This is a genomic window from Variovorax sp. VNK109, from assembly GCF_049445855.1.
GTDB lineage: Bacteria > Pseudomonadota > Gammaproteobacteria > Burkholderiales > Burkholderiaceae_C > JAGOCV01.
Map to the genome: position 1 here is coordinate 937179 of NZ_JBMSDV010000001.1, position 18125 is coordinate 955303.

Below are 18125 nucleotides of genomic sequence, written 5' to 3' on the forward strand. Positions count from 1 at the left end.
CGCTGTGACTTTTATTGGCCAGGGTTTTGATTTGCTTATAGATTATGTTATGCTATGCAGCGTTAACGCTGCATAGCACTATGAACATACTGATTGCTTCACGTCGCTATCTCTCAGCTAAAGAAGACTTGATCACACGAGTTTTCGATAGTATGCTCAGTAGCATTAATGCTACTGAGCACTACAGTTTCTTTGTAGGGAAGGCCTAATGGCGCAATCTCGCATTCAGATTGCCAAGGCAGATATCGTTCGTTACTTCAACGCCCTGCCCGCTCACGTCCTCAAACTGAGAGAAATCCAGGCCATCGTTTCCGAGCAGCGCGCCTTCTGGCGACTGGCTCAGAACATGACAGCATCGCAGTTCATCGGCTTCCTGAAGACACATTCCAAGCTGACTGAACTGACATTCCCTTTCCCCCAGAGACCAGAAACCGTTTACGTCTGGGGAGACGTTCCCCTATACATCGTGCTGTTGCAGCTTAAAAAAGGGCTGCATTTCAGTCACTACACAGCGATGCGGATGCTGGGTCTGACCGAACAATCACCCCAAGCCATATATCTGACTGACGAACGCAAGACAGTCCACAGTCCCAACAGGGACCCGCTGAGCCAATCGGAAATAGATCAGGCTTTCAGTCGCCCTCCACGGATTTCAGTGAACTGCGCGGAGCATGCTGGCAAGACGATCTATTTGCTCAACGGCGCCGACACCGACCACCTAGGCGTGGTGAACTTCGAAGCTCACGACGAGGAAGGCCAGGAAATCGCGGTTCGGCTGACCAATCTAGAACGAACACTCATCGACATTACGGTCCGGCCTGTCTACGCCGGCGGTGTGTTTGAGGTCGCCAAGGCCTTTGAACTCGCGAAAGAGCGTGTCTCCGTCAACAAACTGGTGGCCATGCTCCGCAAGCTGGACTTTGCCTATCCCTATCACCAAGCCATTGGGTACTACCTGGAGCGAGCCGGATACAAAGACTCCCAGCTAGACCTGATCAGGCGACGACCTGTCCAGCATGATTTCTACCTCGCACACGACATGGGTAAGACGCGCTACGAAGAGTCCTGGCGCCTACACGTCCCAGACGGGTTTTAGCGAATCCACGATCTGCAGCGTGTAGTCGAAATAGAAGTCGAAGTCCTTCAAAGCAAACCCTGCATCAACTGTCGCCTGGACTGAACTGAAGTCTGCTTGGTGCAACGCCCTGTACTTCGGGATCGCACCAAGAAATGACAGCGGCACTTTCTTAACTTCAAACATTGAGGTCAGGATCCTCTGAGCCTTCGCACTTGTCATGTCGAGTCTCAGCTTATCGACCAGAACGTGGATGTCCACAAAATCCCGGGCGCGCGCACGTGATGCATGAGCAGGTCCACGTTTCACAATCGGGGCGTACTCCGGCATTTGCTGGCAAATCGCGCGAAGCTTCTCGCAAACGATCATCTCCGGAGAGTAGACGTAGATGGTGTACCCATCCAAGTCCTTTTGTTGCTTGTCCTCGACATACTCGAAGCGGCTGATCTCAATCAAGAACTTGGGACCGAGACCTAGATTAATGGCCCATTTACGCATGGCTTCGATATCGCCGGCATGCGCCTGAAAGTTCGCTGCAGTGACCAGCTTGAACTCAACACCATAACCGCCCCAGAAATCCTTCATGTCTTCCGAAATGCGCTTAGGTGTCTGCGCCATCTTGAAGTCGATGACCTCATACCCATTCTCACGAAAAGTCTCAGACAAGGTACGGGAGATAGCATCCTCAATCTGCGAAGTGTTCTCCCCAAAGTCATGCTTGAGAGAGAAGTCCAGATCTACCGAGGCTCTGGCACTCACCTGATGGACGAGTGCCATGGCGTTGCCGCCTTTCAGCACTAGTTGCTCGAGCAAATCATCGTCAGAAAACATCGCCTGGATAGCCCAGATCTTGATGTCATCCAGCAGCTTCCGGGACACCTCTGAGTTAACTTTAGGCGCGTTCAATTGAGTTTTGAAAAGACGATATTTGGACAGTATCGCAGAGGTTCACTGCAAACAGAGGTCAATAAACCGCGAAAATGGCGGCTCACTCTGCGGCAGATCCACACAGGACGGCGATCTCTCGTTTCAGCAAGGCGCCAAGCGAACCGCGCCGTCGAGTCGGATCACCTCACCAATAAGCATATCGTTCTCGAATAAGTGCTTCACCAGCCTCGCATAGGCTGCGGGCGATCTAAGCCTCGATGGAAAAGGGATCCCTGCCGCCAATGAGAACTGAAAACCACCTCAATCCGTCGAGAACGCGAATCCGGGCGTGCGACAGTAGCTGTGAAAACCCGAGTCCTGGATCACAAAGGACCACATTTCTTTGCTACCTCCATTGTGATGCGAATGAATCACAGTTGGGGGTGTGACAAATGCGCCGAACTCAGTCCAATCCACGCGTTCGCCACTAACCTTTGAGTACACGCCTTCGCCCTGAATTGACAGTGTCACGGCGACAGCATTGTGCCGGTGCGGCCTTTGGTTTCCGCCCGCCTCCAAGGTATTGATGCTGCAGTTCATTGCTGGAAGCATGGATCGCAGCGCCTTCATCGGCTTAGTGTAAAAAGTGACAAACTTGCCAGCGGCTTGGTGTTGCTCGGTCTTCTCCCGGATGCTCTGGAGCCTTTCATCGATTCTGGCATGTTTGAAATGGGCCGGTAAGACAGGAGCCGGTGAGGACGGCGATGCATTCACAAATGCCAATGCTGGCTCGTCGGTTGCCATAAAGAGCAAGGCGTCGGAACTAGCGCAGTGCTCAACGGGCGAGCCCCATGGAAACACGAAAACATCGCCCGCGCTCCACTGAAAACAAATACCTCCACTCGTGCTCTCCCCCTTCCCGCGCAGTACATAAACGATCTGCCCCGTAGCGTTCAGCTCATGAGAAAATCGCTCGTTAGGCCGTAGAACTAAATAGCGGCAAAGTAAGAGCGGTGTAGTAGCGGCAAAACCGGTCCCTAGAACGTTCGACAAATCCAAAGGGATAAACCCGGTAGGTGTATCTCTGGATAGTGCCTTAATGCGTTCCTCTTCGAACGCATGAGCTGGCACAGGTTCTTGGGTTCGGTACTGCCCCACTTGCGGCACATCGAGAATGCCTCCAGTGTCATCCTCGACCATGTCGAAGGCTTGCTTATACTTGAAGCGACCTTCTGCCAGATGAGTTACTGCTTTCATACTTAGGCAGGTATGGTATCGAGATCGGAGACGGTGATACGTCGCAACTGACGCTTGAATTCGCCTTCGTTAAATGCCTCACCACGGTGTAACGACGATCGGTTATCCCACATAACCAAATCGTCTGGACTCCAGCGATGCGTCAAAATAAATTGCCGCTGTGTGCTGTGTGTGGTGAGTTCATCAAGAAGCTTGCGGCTGTCCTCCACAGACCAACCAGCTATGCGGCTAGCCGGCGATCCGAGGTACAGCGCCTTACGGCCAGTCGATGGGTGCACTCGCACGAGCGAATGCCCTACCGGTGGAAGTATGCGCTTCTCGGAATCAGTGAGCCGAGGTGATCCCGCCTCCGCAAACGTTCTGTCAAGGTTGTGCTCGACACGCAATCCATCGATGCGCTGCTTGGTTGCCTCAGGCAGTGCGTCATACGCAGCTCTGGTGTCTGCGAACTGAGTACCTCCGCCCATTTTCGGAATGTGACAGCCGTACAGGAAGGTAAACAGTCCACTGGGATGGCGGTAAGAACTATCGGTGTGCCACAGCATGTTGCCACGCTGATTTAAACGTCGACGGTCATCCTTCGAGATGATCTGACCTTGCTCATCAACATTGCCGATCATACTGATTGCGCTGTGCTCAACCAATCCGTTCATTTCACCGCGCATATGACGCCAGGGTAGCTCAGGAGGCCCGAACAACTGGCTGAACGCAACCTGCTGAGCGGAATCGAGTTGCTGGCCGTGAAAGACGACCACTACCTTTTCCTGCACAGCATTCTTGATTCGCTCTACGACGTCCGGATCAAGCGGCTTTGAGAGATCGATGCCACTGATTTCGGCACCGAAGCCCGGATTGATGTCATTGATTTTCATATTCATAGGTCTACTCCTATTTCAGCTAGCCTTTAGATTGGCCTTACGGATAACATCACCCCATTTGCGTTGCTCGGAAGCGATGAACTGCCGGAAGTCGGCCGGAGTGCCAGTGCCGGCCTCGCCAGCAAAGCGCGTTATCACAGCTTTCCCACCCTCGGTTTGAAGCGCCGCATTCATCGCTTCATTCAGTGCCACCACCACAGCAGCCGGAAGGTTTGCCGGGCCGAGCAAGCCAAGCCATGAAGTAACTTCGTAGTCCGCTACGCCCGCCTCCTCCATTGTGGGAACCTGAGGAAATAGTGAGTTGCGACTACGTCCGGTAAACGCGAGTGGCTTTAGCACTCCTGTTTTCACCTGTTCCACTACTAAGGCGGTGTTGCCGAACATCATGTCGACATGTCCCCCCATAAGATCGTTGACCGCTGGCGCACCGCCTTTATATGGAACGTGAACAATGTCGACGCCAGTTCGCTGCTTGAACAACTCGCCCGCAAGATGATGTGAAGAGCCGACACCCGATGAGCCGTAGCTCAGCTTGCCAGGCTGCCGCCTCGCTTCAGCGATAACCTCAGCGACACTGCCAACCTTCAGCTTGGGTCCAACCACCATCAGGTTTGGAGAGCGAATAATTAACGCGATCGGCGTGAAGTCCGTCGAGGGGTTGTAGCTCACCTGCTCAAGCGCAGGCGTAATCGCCAACGGTCCGATATTCCCCAAAAGAAGCGTGTATCCGTCCGGTTGCGCTCCTGCGACGTATTTACTACCAATGACACTGCCACCACCGGCACGAAAATCCATAACGGCAGTTTGTCCGAACTGCTTGCGCAACTGCTCAGCAAGTAGGTTAACGAATGGATCGGACATGCCCCCTGCGGCCGAAGGAATCACGACTGTGACCGGCTTATGGGGATAGGTCTGAGCCACAACCCATTTGGGCATCGAACCCGCAGCAATAGCGCCCGCGGCTGTCAGTACGCGGCGCCTGCTCCACTCTAATTTCATCTTTGCCTCCTATTTCGGTTTATTCAACTATATGAACGCTGTTCGTTATTATGCACTTCATTGCTGACTTTTACCCTGGGTAATACCCCAATGAGCGACCTAGTCTTCAATCAAAGCAATGCCGTTGCTTAATACAACGACGTTTCGAGAGGCAATACGCCCTCGGAAATGCGTTCGAGCCCCTTCCCGCCAGATGTCGACCAGTAGTGTCTCGCCCGGGTAGACCGGTGCGGTAAAGCGCGTATCGAAGGCACGCAGCCGGCTCGCGTCCCCACCGCAGCACGCAAACACCACGGCCTGCCCTGCCATCCCATAGGTTGCGAGCCCATGCAGAATCGGTCTATCGAATCCAGCAGCGTGTGCTACATCTGGATCCGCGTGCAGCGGGTTTGGATCCGCAGCCAACCTATAGAGCAACGCAGCTTCTGGTCGAGACGCCACTTCCACCGTTGCATCTGGGGGCCGCTGAGGCACTGCAGGCAGAGGTTCGGGACCTGGATCGTTCGATTGACCGTCGGCTGAATATCCGCCATTGCCTCGGCAAAATGTGGACTGCTGCAGCGTTGCCAGTAGCTCACCGGCCTCGGATAAGAGTTTGCGCTGCGACACAACGATGGCACCTTTGCCTTGCCCTTTATCTGAAATTGAAAGCACACGCATTTCCGAATAAACACTTCCCGAAATCGGAATCGGAGCGTGGAATTGCGTTCTTTGTTCGCCGTGGAGTAACTGACGCCAATCGATACCCGTGCCTTCGTCACGCATCCAAAATCCCGGTGTCGCAAGGACAGTTGCGACCGTGGGAAGAGCGCGCAAGTTCTTCTCGAACGTGTACCGGAGCTGAATAGGGTCTATCGGATTTTGCCCAACACCTACGGCGAGCGCGTACAGGATGACGTCCTTCTCGCTGTAGCTTTGCATCAGTGGCGGAAAGCGCCAGGACTTCAGCTTTGCGTAGTCAATTGCCATAGTCAAGCAGCCGAGGCGGCAGCAACCGCTGACGGCCCACAGGTCACGCCTGCTTCGAAAAACTCCTCGATTTGGGTGCTGCTATACCCCAACTCCTCCAGCAGTTCGACGCTGTGTTCACCGATAGTCGGCGGATGTCTCGTTATCGCCATAGGTGTGTCAGACCAAGTGGCAGGCGAGCGTGTGTAGCGCAAGGGGCCTTCCGTGGGGTGCTCGTGCCACTGAAAAAAGTCGACGGCAGTGAGGTGCGGGTCGCCAGGAATTGTTTCTAAGGTGTGCAATACCGTCGCGGGGATATCCAGCTCTTCAAAATTTCGCAACCACTCGGAGGTCGTGCGCGTTCGCAGGACTTCCTGCAAGTACTGATGTACCGGGCCCGCGTGCTTAGTACGCGATGTCAGCGTGGCAAAGCGCGGATCGTTCCGCATTTCGCTATTCACCAACTGGAAAAATGCCCTCCACTGCTGGTCCGTGTACAACATCGCGCAGATGTATCCGTCCAGTGTCGCAAAAGGTTTGCGCTCGGGCGCTAGCGAGCGTGCATAGCCTGCAGGACCTATAGGCGGTTCGAAAGTTTCACCGCCTGAATGGTCGCCCATAACACATTCGACCATGGTCTCAAACATGGGCACCTCGATGCTTTGCCCCCGACCAGTCCGTCCTCGGGCAAGCAACGCGCCCAAGACGGCGTTAACCGTTGCGAGCCCCACGTATCGATCTGCGATTGCCAAAGGGACATAGCGAGGGTTGCCGTCGCCGGTACGAGCAACCAGACTCGGAATTCCAGCTAATCCTTGGATCAGATCATCGTAGGCGGGGCGTGCTGCATAGGGCCCACTCTGCCCAAAACCGTAGGCCCCCACGTAAATTAGCTTAGGGTGAATAGCAGACAACTCTTCATAGCCAAGCCCAAGCCGCTGCATTGCCGCCGGCCGAACGTTGTAAATGAGTACGTCAGCAGTCTGGACCAGGCGCCGCATTGCCTCCGCGCCCTCTTGCGATTTGAGGTCAAGCGCGAGACTACGCTTATTTCGGTTTGCATGAAGAAACAGGTGGCCCATTCGCGGATTGCGCATAGGGCCGATCGCTCGAATCGTGTCACCCGAAAGTGGCTCAACTTTAACCACATCGGCCCCCATGTCACCCAAGATCCGGCACGCAAACGGAGCCATGACAACGGATGCGACCTCGACAATGCGGACTCCCGCTAACGGTCCCATTAGGCACTCTCCTCAGATTTAATCTGGAAATCTGGAGTTCTTTTTTCCAGGAACGCGTCGATTCCTTCCCTGCCTTCGGGCCCCGCCATACCCATCATCTCGTACGCGAGCGAGGCCTGGAAAATCGGCGTTGCTTGGCGCACCCACATGTTTAGCGCCTGCTTGGTCCAACTGATGGCATGACGGGGACCGGTCGCCAATTGCACCGCGACCTGGATCGCTCGCGACTCGACCTCCGCATCGTCCAACGCCAAGGACACCAGATTCATTCGCTCAGCCTGCTCTCCGGTGAACACATCCGCCGTAAGCAGGTAGTACTTGGCCTTGGCCATTCCGCATAGAAGCGGCCAGATGATGGTCGCATGGTCGCCTGCCGCAATCCCAACTTTTAGGTGACCATCAGAGAACTTCGCGTCCCTAGACACAATAGATACGTCAGCCATCACCAAGCAAGCCAACCCAGCACCCACGGCCCAACCGCGTGCAGCAGTGACGATGGGCTTCGAGCAGTCCAGCATGCCGAGCACAAGCCGCTGCGCCTCTCGCATTGTCTGAAATCTGAGGTGGTAGTCGTCCACAACCTTGCGCTCGTGATTCAGATCGCCACCGGCTGAAAAGGAGCGCCCTTCCCCGGTAAGGATCACGGCAGCGACTGAAGCATCGGCCTCCACATCGCTCCAGATTTCGGAGACTTCTTTATGCATAAGAGCATCCATCGCGCCCAACTTCAGAGGAGAAGCCAACGTAATTCGCAAGACGGCAGGATGCGGGCGGTCGAACTTGAGTCTTTGGTAGCGGGAGTATCTTTCGGACACAAAAGCCTTTCTGCGCGATTTCGCTTGCTTGTTCATTAATATGAATGATATTCATATTAATGAATTTGGACAAGGAAATCTTTGGGCTAGACTGCACGCATGTCTCCTGCTCCCAGCCAAGCTAAAGATCCGACGCCAGAATCCGCCGCGACGGTGCAGTCCGCACCCCGTTCCGTCACGCGCGTCCTGGGCCTGTTCGGCCGCCTCGCCAATTACCCCAAAGGAGCAACTCTCGCAGAACTCAGCATCATCCTGGAGTCTCCTAAGAGCAGCTTGCTGCTTCTGTTGAGGCCACTGGTGATGGAGGCATATTTGCTTCATGAAAACGGGCGATATCGCCTAGGGCCAGCGATCTATCGCCTGGCGGCGACAATTACTGGTGCTCGCAACTTGAACAGCCTCATTCGCCCGTATATCGCCGAGCTCGCACAGGCAGTGTCAGAGAGTGTTTATCTAGCAGTACTTGACCCAGGCATGGGCGTTTGCACGTACATCGAAGGCGTGGATTCCCAGCAGGCCGTTCGCTTCGTTCTCCCCCTCGGGCAGCCACGAGCTCTCTATGGCACGTCCGCCGGCCGTCTGCTTCTGGCTTGGCAAGACAAGCAGTGGATTGAGCAATACTTGCAGCGAACCAAGCTCATCGCGGCAACGAAAAATTCCATCGTCTCTAAGGATAAGCTGCGCAAGGAGCTTTCCCGCATCCGGGTACAGGGCTATGCACTTACCGTCAATGAAGGGCACGAAGGCGCGACAGGGGTTGCGGCGCCCATCCTCGATTCGTCAGGCGGGATTTGGGCAGCATTAGTCGTTGCCCTACCAACACACCGTTTCGACTCCTCAAAAGAACATGTGATTCAGACATTGCAGGCGATCAGCATGCGCGCCTCGGGCGAACTGCAGGCCGTTGACGGCGCATAGGGAATCTAGCCAATCATGCTGTATCCGCCAGACACGGACAGCACCTGACCAGTGATGTGGCCCGCTACTGGAGACGCGAGAAATGCTACCGCGCCCGCGATGTCTCGTGGCCGACCAAGCTTTCGCAGCGGCAGCGCTTTTGCGATTTTCTCAAACTGCTCCGTCGTAAACATTTCACCGGTTTGAGCCCACATGCTGGAGCCGCCGACCTCTTGGGCTGTCTCTGGAACTGTCACTCCCGGACACACAACATTACAGCGGATGCCATAGCGGCCATTTTCCTTGGCGATGGTTTTCATGAAACTATTCACCGCAGCCTTGGTTCCACCATAGACTGCTTCGCGAGGCTCGCCTTGCCGGCTTGCGTCAGAACTGATCGAAATAATAGCCCCCTGCCTGGCCGGAATCATGAGCTTTAGCGCGGCATGCGTGCAATTAAGTACGCCGACGTAGTTAACCTGAATGATCCTTTGCCAGAACTCGGGGGTCGTCTCTGTGAAGTACATCAGCTTGTCCCAGCCGACATTGTTGACGAGTACATCTATTTTCCCGTAGCTCTCTGCCGCTTTAGTGAAGAGGCGCTCCACCTGAGCAAGATCGGTGACGTCAGTCTTTGCTACTTGCACTGATGACGCACCGCGCTCCAGCGCCTCTTTGCTTACCTCGTCAGCCTGCTGGCTATCGATGTCGCCAATGGTGATGTTTGCTCCTTCAGCGGCGAAACCAAGGACGATCTCGCGCCCGATATTGGATGCACCCCCAGTGACAATGACTGATTTTCCTTTGAGTTGAAGATCCATTTTTTGCTCCGGTTAAGAGAATACGTTCACGTCAACAAGTTCGCGTACAACGCGAGCTGATGGTCAGAATTGCCCCAAGTCAGGTCGATCACACTTAGGCGCTTGAAATAGTCGCCCACCTCAAGCTCCGCAGTCATACCGATGCCGCCGTGCAGCTGCACAGCCTGTTCACCGATGAATCGAGCGGACTTTCCTGTCAAGAACTTGGCGGCTGCGATGGTGGCACTCGCGTCGTTGTCATCCATGTCATCGATCGCCGCTGCGGCCATGAAGGCCGCCGAGCGGGCCTGCTCCAATGCGATCAACATGTCAGCGTACCGGTGTTGCAACGCCTGGAATGAAGCCAGGGGTTGTTTGAACTGCTGCCTAGTCCGCATATAGCTTGCGGTAACTAAGCACAGTTGCTCCATTGCACCGAGGGCTTCTGCACATAATCCTGCGGTACCACGTCGCAGTGCTTGCTTCACGCTGCTGCGAACGGACTCACCGCGCATGAGCAACTGATTCGCATCCACCTCGACGCGATTCATCTCAAGTTCAGATACTCGCCGACCGTCAATGGTGGGAAAGCTGCGTACTGTCATACCAGGCGTATCAGCATCGATGACCAGGAGAAGCTCTTCGCCTGTGGCAGCGGTCGCCGTCACGAGAAATTGCGTGGCCCCGGCACCATCCAATACCAGCGACTTTCGGCCGGAAATGAACCATGCGTCATTGAACAACTCCGCCGTCGTCTGCGGCGAGACCAGGTCATAACGATGCCCCTGTTCGGCGTGTGCTAGAACAATGACAGCACTCCCGTCTGCAATCTGGCGAAGCAACTCGTCCCTAGCTTGAGATACTGCCGCAGCGCTGATAGCTGATGCTGCGACGATGCAACTGCTAATGAATGGCTCGGGCGATAGTCCGCGCCCTAGCTCAATCGCCACCAACATCACGTCGTAACCTGAGCCGCCAAGACCGCCGACATCTACCGCAATGGGTAGGCCCGTAATTCCCAACTCGCTAAGACCACGCCAGGTGGCAACGTCAAAGCCCTTCTCCTGCGCCATCGCGCGACGCCGCGCCTCGATAGAGCAGTTATCCTCAATGAACCTTCGCGCGGCATCGACTAGCAGTTGCTGTTCTTCGGTGTAGTTGAATTCCATTGCGTCATCCCAACGCCAGCTTGGCGATGATGTTCCTCTGAATTTCGTTAGTTCCTCCATAGATCGATGCTTTACGCATATCGAAATAAAGGGCTGCGAGTGCGTTAAGCTCAGCGCCCACTGGAGTTGCTGCACCCGCATCGTCCATTGCCTCCGGGACGTAGGGAATAGCCGTAGGACCCGCCGCTTCTTGCAACAGGCGCGAAAGTGCCTGCTGGATTTCGGATCCACGAATCTTGAGGATCGAAGCCTCCTGCTCAATGGGCTTGCCCGCCTGTTCCATCGAAATGGTGCGCATCAGCGACCATTCATGGGCCTTAAGCTCGATCTCTAGAGTGGCAAGCTTGTGGCGAAATGCGACATCAGCGAGCAGTGGGTTATTGACATCCGGGATTTTTGCCGTCACCTCTTTGAGCCGACGGAGAAAGCGCTTGGCGAGCCCTACGCCTGCGATCCCCGTGCGCTCATTGCCCAGCAAAAATTTAGCAATGGACCAGCCTTCGTTCTCCCGTCCTACCAGATTACCGTGTGGGACGATCACGTTATCAAAGAAAACTTCATTCAGATCGACGCCATGATCAAGTGTCCGGATTGGACGGACGGTCAATCCTTTGGACTTCATGTCAATCAGCAAGAAGGAGATGCCCGCTTGCGGCTTGGAACCGAGGTCTGTGCGAACCAAACAAAACATCCAGTCCGCCCAGTGTGCGAAAGTAGTCCAAATCTTCTGTCCATTGACGACGTAGCCATTTGCATTTCGTTCGGCTCTAGTGCGCAGCGAAGCTAGATCCGATCCCGACCCAGGCTCAGAGTAGCCCTGACACCACAGCTCATCTGCGTGCAGAATTTTGGGAAGAAATCGTTGCTGCAAAGTAGCGCTGCCGAAATTCATCAACACGGGCGCAAGCATCGTTAGGCCGAAAGGAAGCTGCCTAGGGGCACCGGCACTGAAGCACTCATCTTCGAAAATCGTACGCCGGGCTGCGCTCCAGCCACAACCACCGTGCTCCGCCGGCCAGCTGGGAGCGCCCCAACCGTTCGCCGCCAGAATCTTTTGCCATTCCACATAGTCGGCCCTCTCGACTCGTCTAAGGCCGAGTACACGTTCGCGAATATCGGCAGGAAGTTTTGCCTGAACGAACGACCTGACCTCTTGGCGAAATGCCTGGTCTTCTTCGCTTTCACGTAGTCTCATAGTTAATTTTTCCAGTCGATCAGACAGGATCCCAAGGCGTGTGCTTAATCGACACGACATTGGGTGAGAAGCTGGCTTGCATAGCCGGGATTGCATGCTCGGCAATGCTATGAACAGACCATCCCCCGTCGCGATGTATGGAGCGTAGGATCTGCGGTTGGCTGAAAAGATAGAGCTCGTTCGCACGGGCTCCAAAAATTTGCGCAGTCACATGCGAGGAGAGATCACTACATAGATAGACGACGAGCGGAGCAATCTTGTGACTCTCCATTCGTTTGAATTTCTCGACGCGCGCCTTCTCCTCGGGCGTATCGGAAGGGATACCAGAGGTCATTTGCGTCCATGCCCAAGGAGCGATGCAGTTCGAGCGAACGTTGAATTTCGCCATGTCCAAGGCGATGGACTTAGAAAGGCCAACAATGCCCATCTTTGCCGCAGCATAGTTGGCCTGACCCAGGTTTCCAATCAAGCCACTGGTGGAGGTCATATGCACAAAAGCGCCAGCACCTTGCGCTTTCATGTGTGGGGCCGCGGCACGCGCCACGTTGAATGACCCATTCAGGTGGACGTCAAGGACGTCCGACCATTCCGCCCTACTCATATTGAAGAAGAAGCGATCGCGCAAGATCCCCGCATTGTTCACGACACAGTCGATGCGTCCAAAGACGTCGAGGGCTGTTGTGATAATTCGCTGGGCTGACTCCCATTGCGCCACACTTTCTTTTGAGGCGATCGCCTCTGCCCCTTCTGCGCGAAGTTCACCGACAACTGCATCCGCGTTGTCACTAACATCGTTGACAACCACTTTGGCCCCATGACGACCCATGCACAATGCGATGTCGCGTCCAATGCCCCCGCCCGCGCCAGTGATCACGACGACCTTGCCCGCCATGCATTTTTCTTCCTGCATTCCATTGCTCATTACCAAGCTCCCTCAAACACCGCCGCCATCCCCTGGCCACCACCAATGCACATGGTCTCCAAGCCATAGCGCACCTTGCGCCTCTTCATCTCGTGCAGCAGCGTGCACATAATTCGCACACCGGTGGCACCGATAGGGTGACCAAGGGAGATGCCAGAGCCGTTGACGTTCAAACGGTCCTCATCGTTCCAGTCAAGCTCTCTTAGTACGGCAAGCACCTGGCAAGCAAACGCCTCGTTGAGCTCGACTAGGCCCATGTCATTTAACGTCAGCCCCAAGCGTGGCAACAGCTTGCGAACCGCCGGCACAGGCCCTAGCCCCATAAACGCAGGCTCACAACCAACGACCGTCCATCCGGAAAGAAAGCCGATAGGCTGTAGTCTGAGCGATGCCAATCTGTCTTCCGCAACAACCAAGCAGGCAGCCGCCGCGTCGTTTTGCTGACTTGCATTGCCAGCGGTGACAACCCCACCGTCCATCAGTGGGCGCAACTTCGTAAGACTATCGAGCGTGCTATCTGGACGAACACCTTCATCTTGCGATACTTCGATCGCCGCGCCTTTCTTTTGCGGAACCTTGACGGAAACGATCTCCTCGGCGAATCGCCCCTGCGCCCAAGCATTCGAGGCGCGATTGTGGCTACGTAGCGCGTAACGGTCGCTTTCCTCGCGCCCAATGCTGTGTTTGCGCGCCACATTCTCAGCCGTCTCGATCATTCCGGAGATAGGCCCAAATCGCTCTACCGGCTGAGATCTTTCCCGGCCGCGCTCCAAGCGATCGTGTAGAGCGACACTGCCACTTCGCTTGCCCCAGCGCATATCAGTCGAGTAGTACTCAATATTGCTCATACTCTCAACGCCGCCGGCGACGACAACATCTGCGGCACCGCTCTGCACCATCATCGCGGCACTCGCAATTGCTTGAAGACCGCCGCCACATCTGCGGTCGAGCTGCATTCCAGGCACGCTGACCGGCATTCCAGACTGAAGCGCTGCCCAACGACCTACGCAAGGCGTCTCCCCATTTGCATACGACTGGGCAAAGACAACATCTTCGACCACGGCTGGATCGATTGCCGTACGACGAACAACCTCAGTGACAACGGCCGAGGCCAAGTGCTCCACTCTGATGGATTTGAAGGCTCCACCGAATGCAGCAACAGGCGTTCGGACGGGAGCAACAATAGCGGCTCTTCTCAAGTTGGGGACTCCTGATTTGGGGAATTACTGGCAGTTGCCGGAAACACGGGCGCGCGACGCTCGGAAAAGGCGCGGAGACCTTCGCCGGTGTCTGCCCCTTGAAGAAATCGAGAGGCTGCGTCGACCTCCATAGCAAGCGCGGTGGGTAGCGCCATGTCGAGACCTTGACGTGCGAGCCGCTTCATGAGAGCAAGTCCCTCCGGGCTGCGCGTTGCGAGCTCATCGCAATAGGCAACCGCCGCCTCCATCAGCCCGTCTGTAACCACACGATTGACCAGCCCAAAGCGCTCCGCCTCGGATGCATCAATCCATTTGGCACTCAGGAACAAATCCATGGCCCGACGTTGCCCAACAATCCTGGGTAGACGCTGGCTACCTCCCAATCCTGGAATTACGCCGAATTTCGCGTGCTGGTCACCAAAGCGCGCCGTGGAATCGGCGAACACCACGTCGCAGGCGAGCATCAGCTCCAAACCGCCTGCAAGGCACAGCCCCTGGCAAGCAGCGACAAATGGCAGCGCGCTGCATTCGATCTGACGCATCAAGGCATGCCCTGCGCTGAGAAAGTTCCTCAACGCGCGCTCATCCTGGCGAATTGCATTGAGAGACTGGAGATCTGCACCGCTGCAGAAGTTCTTACCTTGAGCGCACACCAGCACCGCCCGAATCGAGGCATCCGCTTCGAACGAGATAACAGCGGCCGAGAGTGCGGACACCATATTGGGCGTCAGGCTATTGAAGCTGTCGGGTCTCGCCAGTTCAATAATTCCAACATCGCGCATACGCCGTGTCGCCACTGAGGCCACGCATGAGTCGACTTGCTCTTTCACGTTGCCTACTCCGCTTTGATGTTGGCCTGCTTAATGAGCGGCGTCCAGCGCTGCGATTCGCCAGCAAGGAACGAGTCCACCTCTTCTGGCGATTGCCGCATCCATGTCAAGTAAAGTGAGTCCAACAACTGCTGCCCGGCCGGGAGCGTCCAAGCCTCCTCAGCGTCAGTGTTGATTTTGCGAATCACTTCACGCGGAACCTTACTTGGGGCAACCAGCACAAGATATGAAGTTACGTTGAAGTTCGGCACGCCCGCTTCAGCGATAGTCGGCACACCAGGAAAAGCCGAGCTCCGCTTTGTGCCAGTCACGCCCAATGCACGAAGCCTGCCATCCCGAACGAAAGGTGCCGCAGCAGGAATGTTGCCGAACATCATCTGCACCTGGCCACCAATCAGATCAGTCGTCGCTGGGCCAGTACCCTTGTACGGTACGTGCACGATATCAACGTTGGCCATGCGCTTGAACATCTCGCCTGTCAGGTGCTGAGATTGCCCCTGTCCCGATGACGCGAAATTGAGCGTCCCTGGTTTCTTGCGGGCCAGCTCAATGAGCTCGGGAACCGATAAAGCAGGCACAGCAGGGTTGACGATAAGCACATTGGCAAATTGCACGAGCGACCCTACGGCCGCGATATCGCGTGCAGTTTCATAACCCACATTCGTCATCGCGGGGGAGAAAACCAGCGGCCCGCTGTTCGCCATGACCAACGTATACCCGTCAGCTGGACCTTTCGTCAGCTGCTGCATTGCAGTAACGCCGCCCGCTCCAGGCTTGTGCTCTACGACGACCGGAACCTTCCACTTCTTGCTGAGATGATCTGCCAGATGACGCGCTACGGGATCTGTCACGCCACCCGGTGCAGAGGGCACGATGATTCGCACAACCCCTGTAGGGAAGGACTGTGCGCCAGCAGTAGCGGCCACGACAGATAGACAAAGAAGGAATGTTTTGGTCAGCAACAGAAGCACTCTCATAGTTTTCCTCGCGATACTCAGTACTCGAATTTTCTCGTTCATATTATAGAACGATATTCATTCTAATGAACAACGGATATACTCTTGAATCATGAAAACAATGATTCAGACAGGAGACAAGCGAACATTGCGTCAGCGAGTTCTTGTGACAGGCGGGACGTCCGGCGTTGGATTCGCAATAGCTCGCTTGGCACTAGCGGGGGGGGCGCAGGTCGTAGTGAGCGGGCGTGACCCCAAACGAGGAGCCATCGCTGAGTCCACCTTGCGATTGATCGCCCCCGACGCCTCTTTCGTCTGTGGCGATGCAGCGGACTGGGATGGCGCATTCGACTCCGTTGAGCAGGCAGTGCGCTTAATGGGAGGACTCGATGTGTTGATTAGCGCAGGCGCCGAGGGGGCTGTCCCACCTACACCATTTATGAACATGTCACCGGCCGAATTGCAAGCAGCGTTCGGTTCACGTGTATTCGGCCGAGTTTTCCCCATTCGTGCAGCAGTCCCTCATATGCAAGCCGCTCGAAGCGGATCGATCGTCCTGCTCACAACGGACGCAGGCCGGCATGCGACCCCGGGCGAGTCCATCGTGGGCGCAACAGGCGCATCTCTGATCATGCTTACCAAAGCCCTGGCACGAGAGCTTTCGCCATTTTCAATCCGTGTTAACGCACTCGCGCTGACGCTCACCTCAGATACCCCTTCCTGGGACCGGATCTTCAGCCGGCCCGGGTTCGAACAAAGACTGTTCGCGAAGGCACTGGAACGTTTTCCTTCGGGTCGCGCACCAACGGCCGACGAAGTCGCACGGGTAGCAATCTTTATGGCAAGTGAGAGCGCTTCTCAGGTCACGGGCCAGACGCTCAGCGTCAATGGTGGCCTTTCATTCGGTGGTTGGTAAGGATCAGGATGTCAACATTCATCAATACGTTTCAGTACGCAGAGGTCCCGGAAGACGCAGAGGCAACACGCAACATCATTCGTGACTTCCTCAAGCGCGAGCTGCAGGGCATGTCACTCGAGCGCAGGGCTCAGTCGTGGATGGGATTTGACGGATCTTTTAGTCGCAAGCTCTCCGCGAATGGTTGGGTTGGCCTCACCCTTCCGAAGGAGTACGGAGGCGGTGGTCGCGACGCGTTTCATAGATTCGTGCTCGTCGAGGAGTTGCTCGCTTCGGGCGCGCCGGTGTCAGCTCACTGGATCGCAGAACGCCAGTCCGGCCCCTTGATCCTGCGTTTTGGCAACGACAGCCAAAAACGATACTTCCTCCCCAGGATTTGCGCCGCCGAGGCCTTCTTTTGTATTGGAATGAGCGAGCCAGATGTCGGCTCGGATCTAGCGAGTGTGAGAACACGTGCAAAAAGAGTTGATGGCGGGTGGCGCTTAAATGGGCATAAGATTTGGACGACAAATGCTCACCGCTGTCACTTCATGATCGCCTTGGTGCGCACATCGGACGCAGGAGCGCTGCGTCACGCTGGGCTTTCGCAGTTCGTTATCGACATGAAAACTCCTGGTGTAACCGTGCGCACAATCCCTGATATCAGCGGAGGCGAACACTTCTGTGAGGTTTTCTTGGAAGACGTTCTGCTATCCGACGATGCACTGATAGGCCAGGAAGGGGCTGGGTGGGAACAGGTCAACTCGGAGCTCGCCTTCGAGCGAAGCGGTCCTGAGCGGCTCTACTCCAGCATCGTGCTGCTGGAGCACTGGTTGGCCATTCTCCGCGATTGCTCCGATCTAAGCAGAGCGACCCCAATCGTGGGGCGACTCGCTGTGCATCTGGCCACCTTGCGGAGTATGTCGATAGCAGTTACAGCTCAGCTGGCTAAGGGAAACAGTCCCATGATCGAAGCCGCAATCGTAAAAGACTTGGGCACCGAGTTCGAGCAATTCGTGCCTTCGCTAATCGAGAGCTACGTGGGCATGGGACCAGACTGGTCCGACGACTTCGCCCGAGCATTGCACTATGTTGCCGTGATGGCTCCGACATTCTCTCTGCGAGGAGGCACCCGCGAAATCCTGCGCGGCATGATCTCCCGTGGCCTTGGTATGCGATAGG

General features: G+C 55.7%; 18 protein-coding genes and 1 pseudogene. 4 read left to right on the plus strand and 15 right to left on the minus strand.

What is annotated here, in order from left to right; genetic code table 11:
- Positions 1–208 precede the first annotated feature (208 nt).
- On the plus strand, positions 209–1096 hold the full coding sequence (locus ACO2Q9_RS04595) for a hypothetical protein (protein WP_423308759.1): 888 nt from the start codon (positions 209–211) through the stop codon (positions 1094–1096).
- Here ACO2Q9_RS04595 and ACO2Q9_RS04600 read toward each other — a convergent pair.
- From ACO2Q9_RS04600 to ACO2Q9_RS04635, 8 genes and pseudogenes are all read right to left on the minus strand, one after another.
- Complete coding sequence (locus tag ACO2Q9_RS04600; protein WP_423308761.1) at positions 1073–1981, minus strand: nucleotidyl transferase AbiEii/AbiGii toxin family protein; 909 nt, start codon at positions 1979–1981, stop codon at positions 1073–1075. The two genes, ACO2Q9_RS04595 and ACO2Q9_RS04600, sit on opposite strands and share 24 nt — an antisense overlap.
- A gap of 123 nt (positions 1982–2104) precedes the next feature.
- Positions 2105–2254: pseudogene (locus ACO2Q9_RS04605) on the minus strand (3-hydroxyacyl-CoA dehydrogenase); the annotation flags it as partial.
- A 9-nt stretch (positions 2255–2263) separates the two neighbouring features.
- Complete coding sequence (locus ACO2Q9_RS04610) at positions 2264–3199, minus strand: cupin domain-containing protein (protein ID WP_423308763.1); 936 nt, start codon at positions 3197–3199, stop codon at positions 2264–2266.
- Between the two features lie 2 nt (positions 3200–3201).
- On the minus strand, positions 3202–4077 hold the full coding sequence (locus tag ACO2Q9_RS04615) for a TauD/TfdA dioxygenase family protein (protein WP_423308765.1): 876 nt from the start codon (positions 4075–4077) through the stop codon (positions 3202–3204).
- A 15-nt stretch (positions 4078–4092) separates the two neighbouring features.
- Entirely contained in the window at positions 4093–5076 is a 984-nt protein-coding gene (locus ACO2Q9_RS04620; protein ID WP_423308767.1) for a Bug family tripartite tricarboxylate transporter substrate binding protein, read from the minus strand.
- Positions 5077–5175: 99 nt separating this feature from the next.
- Positions 5176–6045 (minus strand): MaoC/PaaZ C-terminal domain-containing protein, encoded by an 870-nt coding sequence (locus ACO2Q9_RS04625; RefSeq protein WP_423308769.1) that lies wholly within the window; start codon positions 6043–6045, stop codon positions 5176–5178.
- A 2-nt stretch (positions 6046–6047) separates the two neighbouring features.
- Positions 6048–7265 carry a CaiB/BaiF CoA transferase family protein gene (locus tag ACO2Q9_RS04630; protein ID WP_423308771.1) on the minus strand — a complete coding sequence of 406 codons (1218 nt, stop codon included), beginning with the start codon at positions 7263–7265 and terminating at the stop codon, positions 6048–6050.
- On the minus strand, positions 7265–8116 hold the full coding sequence (locus ACO2Q9_RS04635) for an enoyl-CoA hydratase/isomerase family protein (protein ID WP_423308773.1): 852 nt from the start codon (positions 8114–8116) through the stop codon (positions 7265–7267). The genes ACO2Q9_RS04630 and ACO2Q9_RS04635 overlap by 1 nt, the downstream gene beginning before the upstream one ends.
- Positions 8117–8179: 63 nt before the next feature.
- Here ACO2Q9_RS04635 and ACO2Q9_RS04640 point away from each other — a divergent pair, with 63 nt between their 5' ends.
- Entirely contained in the window at positions 8180–8998 is an 819-nt protein-coding gene (locus ACO2Q9_RS04640; RefSeq protein WP_423308775.1) for an IclR family transcriptional regulator, read from the plus strand.
- A gap of 5 nt (positions 8999–9003) precedes the next feature.
- Here ACO2Q9_RS04640 and ACO2Q9_RS04645 read toward each other — a convergent pair whose 3' ends face one another.
- The 7 genes from ACO2Q9_RS04645 to ACO2Q9_RS04675 are packed head-to-tail and all read right to left on the minus strand — an operon-like array spanning position 9004 to position 16111.
- The gene (locus ACO2Q9_RS04645; RefSeq protein ID WP_423308777.1) at positions 9004–9798 is read right to left on the minus strand and encodes an SDR family NAD(P)-dependent oxidoreductase; all 795 of its coding nucleotides are present in this window, start codon (positions 9796–9798) and stop codon (positions 9004–9006) included.
- A gap of 26 nt (positions 9799–9824) precedes the next feature.
- Positions 9825–10946: an acyl-CoA dehydrogenase family protein gene (locus tag ACO2Q9_RS04650; protein ID WP_423308779.1), complete on the minus strand. Its 1122-nt coding sequence runs from the start codon at positions 10944–10946 to the stop codon at positions 9825–9827.
- A 4-nt stretch (positions 10947–10950) separates the two neighbouring features.
- On the minus strand, positions 10951–12141 hold the full coding sequence (locus ACO2Q9_RS04655; RefSeq protein WP_423308781.1) for an acyl-CoA dehydrogenase family protein: 1191 nt from the start codon (positions 12139–12141) through the stop codon (positions 10951–10953).
- Positions 12142–12160: 19 nt separating this feature from the next.
- Positions 12161–13063 (minus strand): SDR family oxidoreductase, encoded by a 903-nt coding sequence (locus ACO2Q9_RS04660; RefSeq protein ID WP_423308783.1) that lies wholly within the window; start codon positions 13061–13063, stop codon positions 12161–12163.
- Positions 13063–14262: an acetyl-CoA C-acetyltransferase gene (locus ACO2Q9_RS04665; protein WP_423308785.1), complete on the minus strand. Its 1200-nt coding sequence runs from the start codon at positions 14260–14262 to the stop codon at positions 13063–13065. The genes ACO2Q9_RS04660 and ACO2Q9_RS04665 overlap by 1 nt, the downstream gene beginning before the upstream one ends.
- The gene (locus tag ACO2Q9_RS04670; protein ID WP_423308787.1) at positions 14259–15092 is read right to left on the minus strand and encodes an enoyl-CoA hydratase/isomerase family protein; all 834 of its coding nucleotides are present in this window, start codon (positions 15090–15092) and stop codon (positions 14259–14261) included. Before ACO2Q9_RS04670 ends, ACO2Q9_RS04665 begins: the two co-directional genes overlap by 4 nt.
- 5 nt (positions 15093–15097) lie before the next feature.
- Positions 15098–16111, minus strand: coding sequence for a Bug family tripartite tricarboxylate transporter substrate binding protein (locus ACO2Q9_RS04675; RefSeq protein ID WP_423308789.1), 1014 nt, complete (start codon positions 16109–16111; stop codon positions 15098–15100).
- A gap of 58 nt (positions 16112–16169) precedes the next feature.
- Here ACO2Q9_RS04675 and ACO2Q9_RS04680 point away from each other — a divergent pair, with 58 nt between their 5' ends.
- Together ACO2Q9_RS04680 and ACO2Q9_RS04685 are read left to right on the plus strand one after the other, a co-directional pair.
- Positions 16170–16964 (plus strand): SDR family NAD(P)-dependent oxidoreductase, encoded by a 795-nt coding sequence (locus ACO2Q9_RS04680; RefSeq protein ID WP_423309930.1) that lies wholly within the window; start codon positions 16170–16172, stop codon positions 16962–16964.
- A gap of 8 nt (positions 16965–16972) precedes the next feature.
- A complete protein-coding gene (locus tag ACO2Q9_RS04685) occupies positions 16973–18124 on the plus strand; it encodes an acyl-CoA dehydrogenase family protein (RefSeq protein ID WP_423308791.1) in 1152 nt (383 codons plus the stop codon).
- The last annotated feature ends 1 nt before the right edge of the window (position 18125 follow it).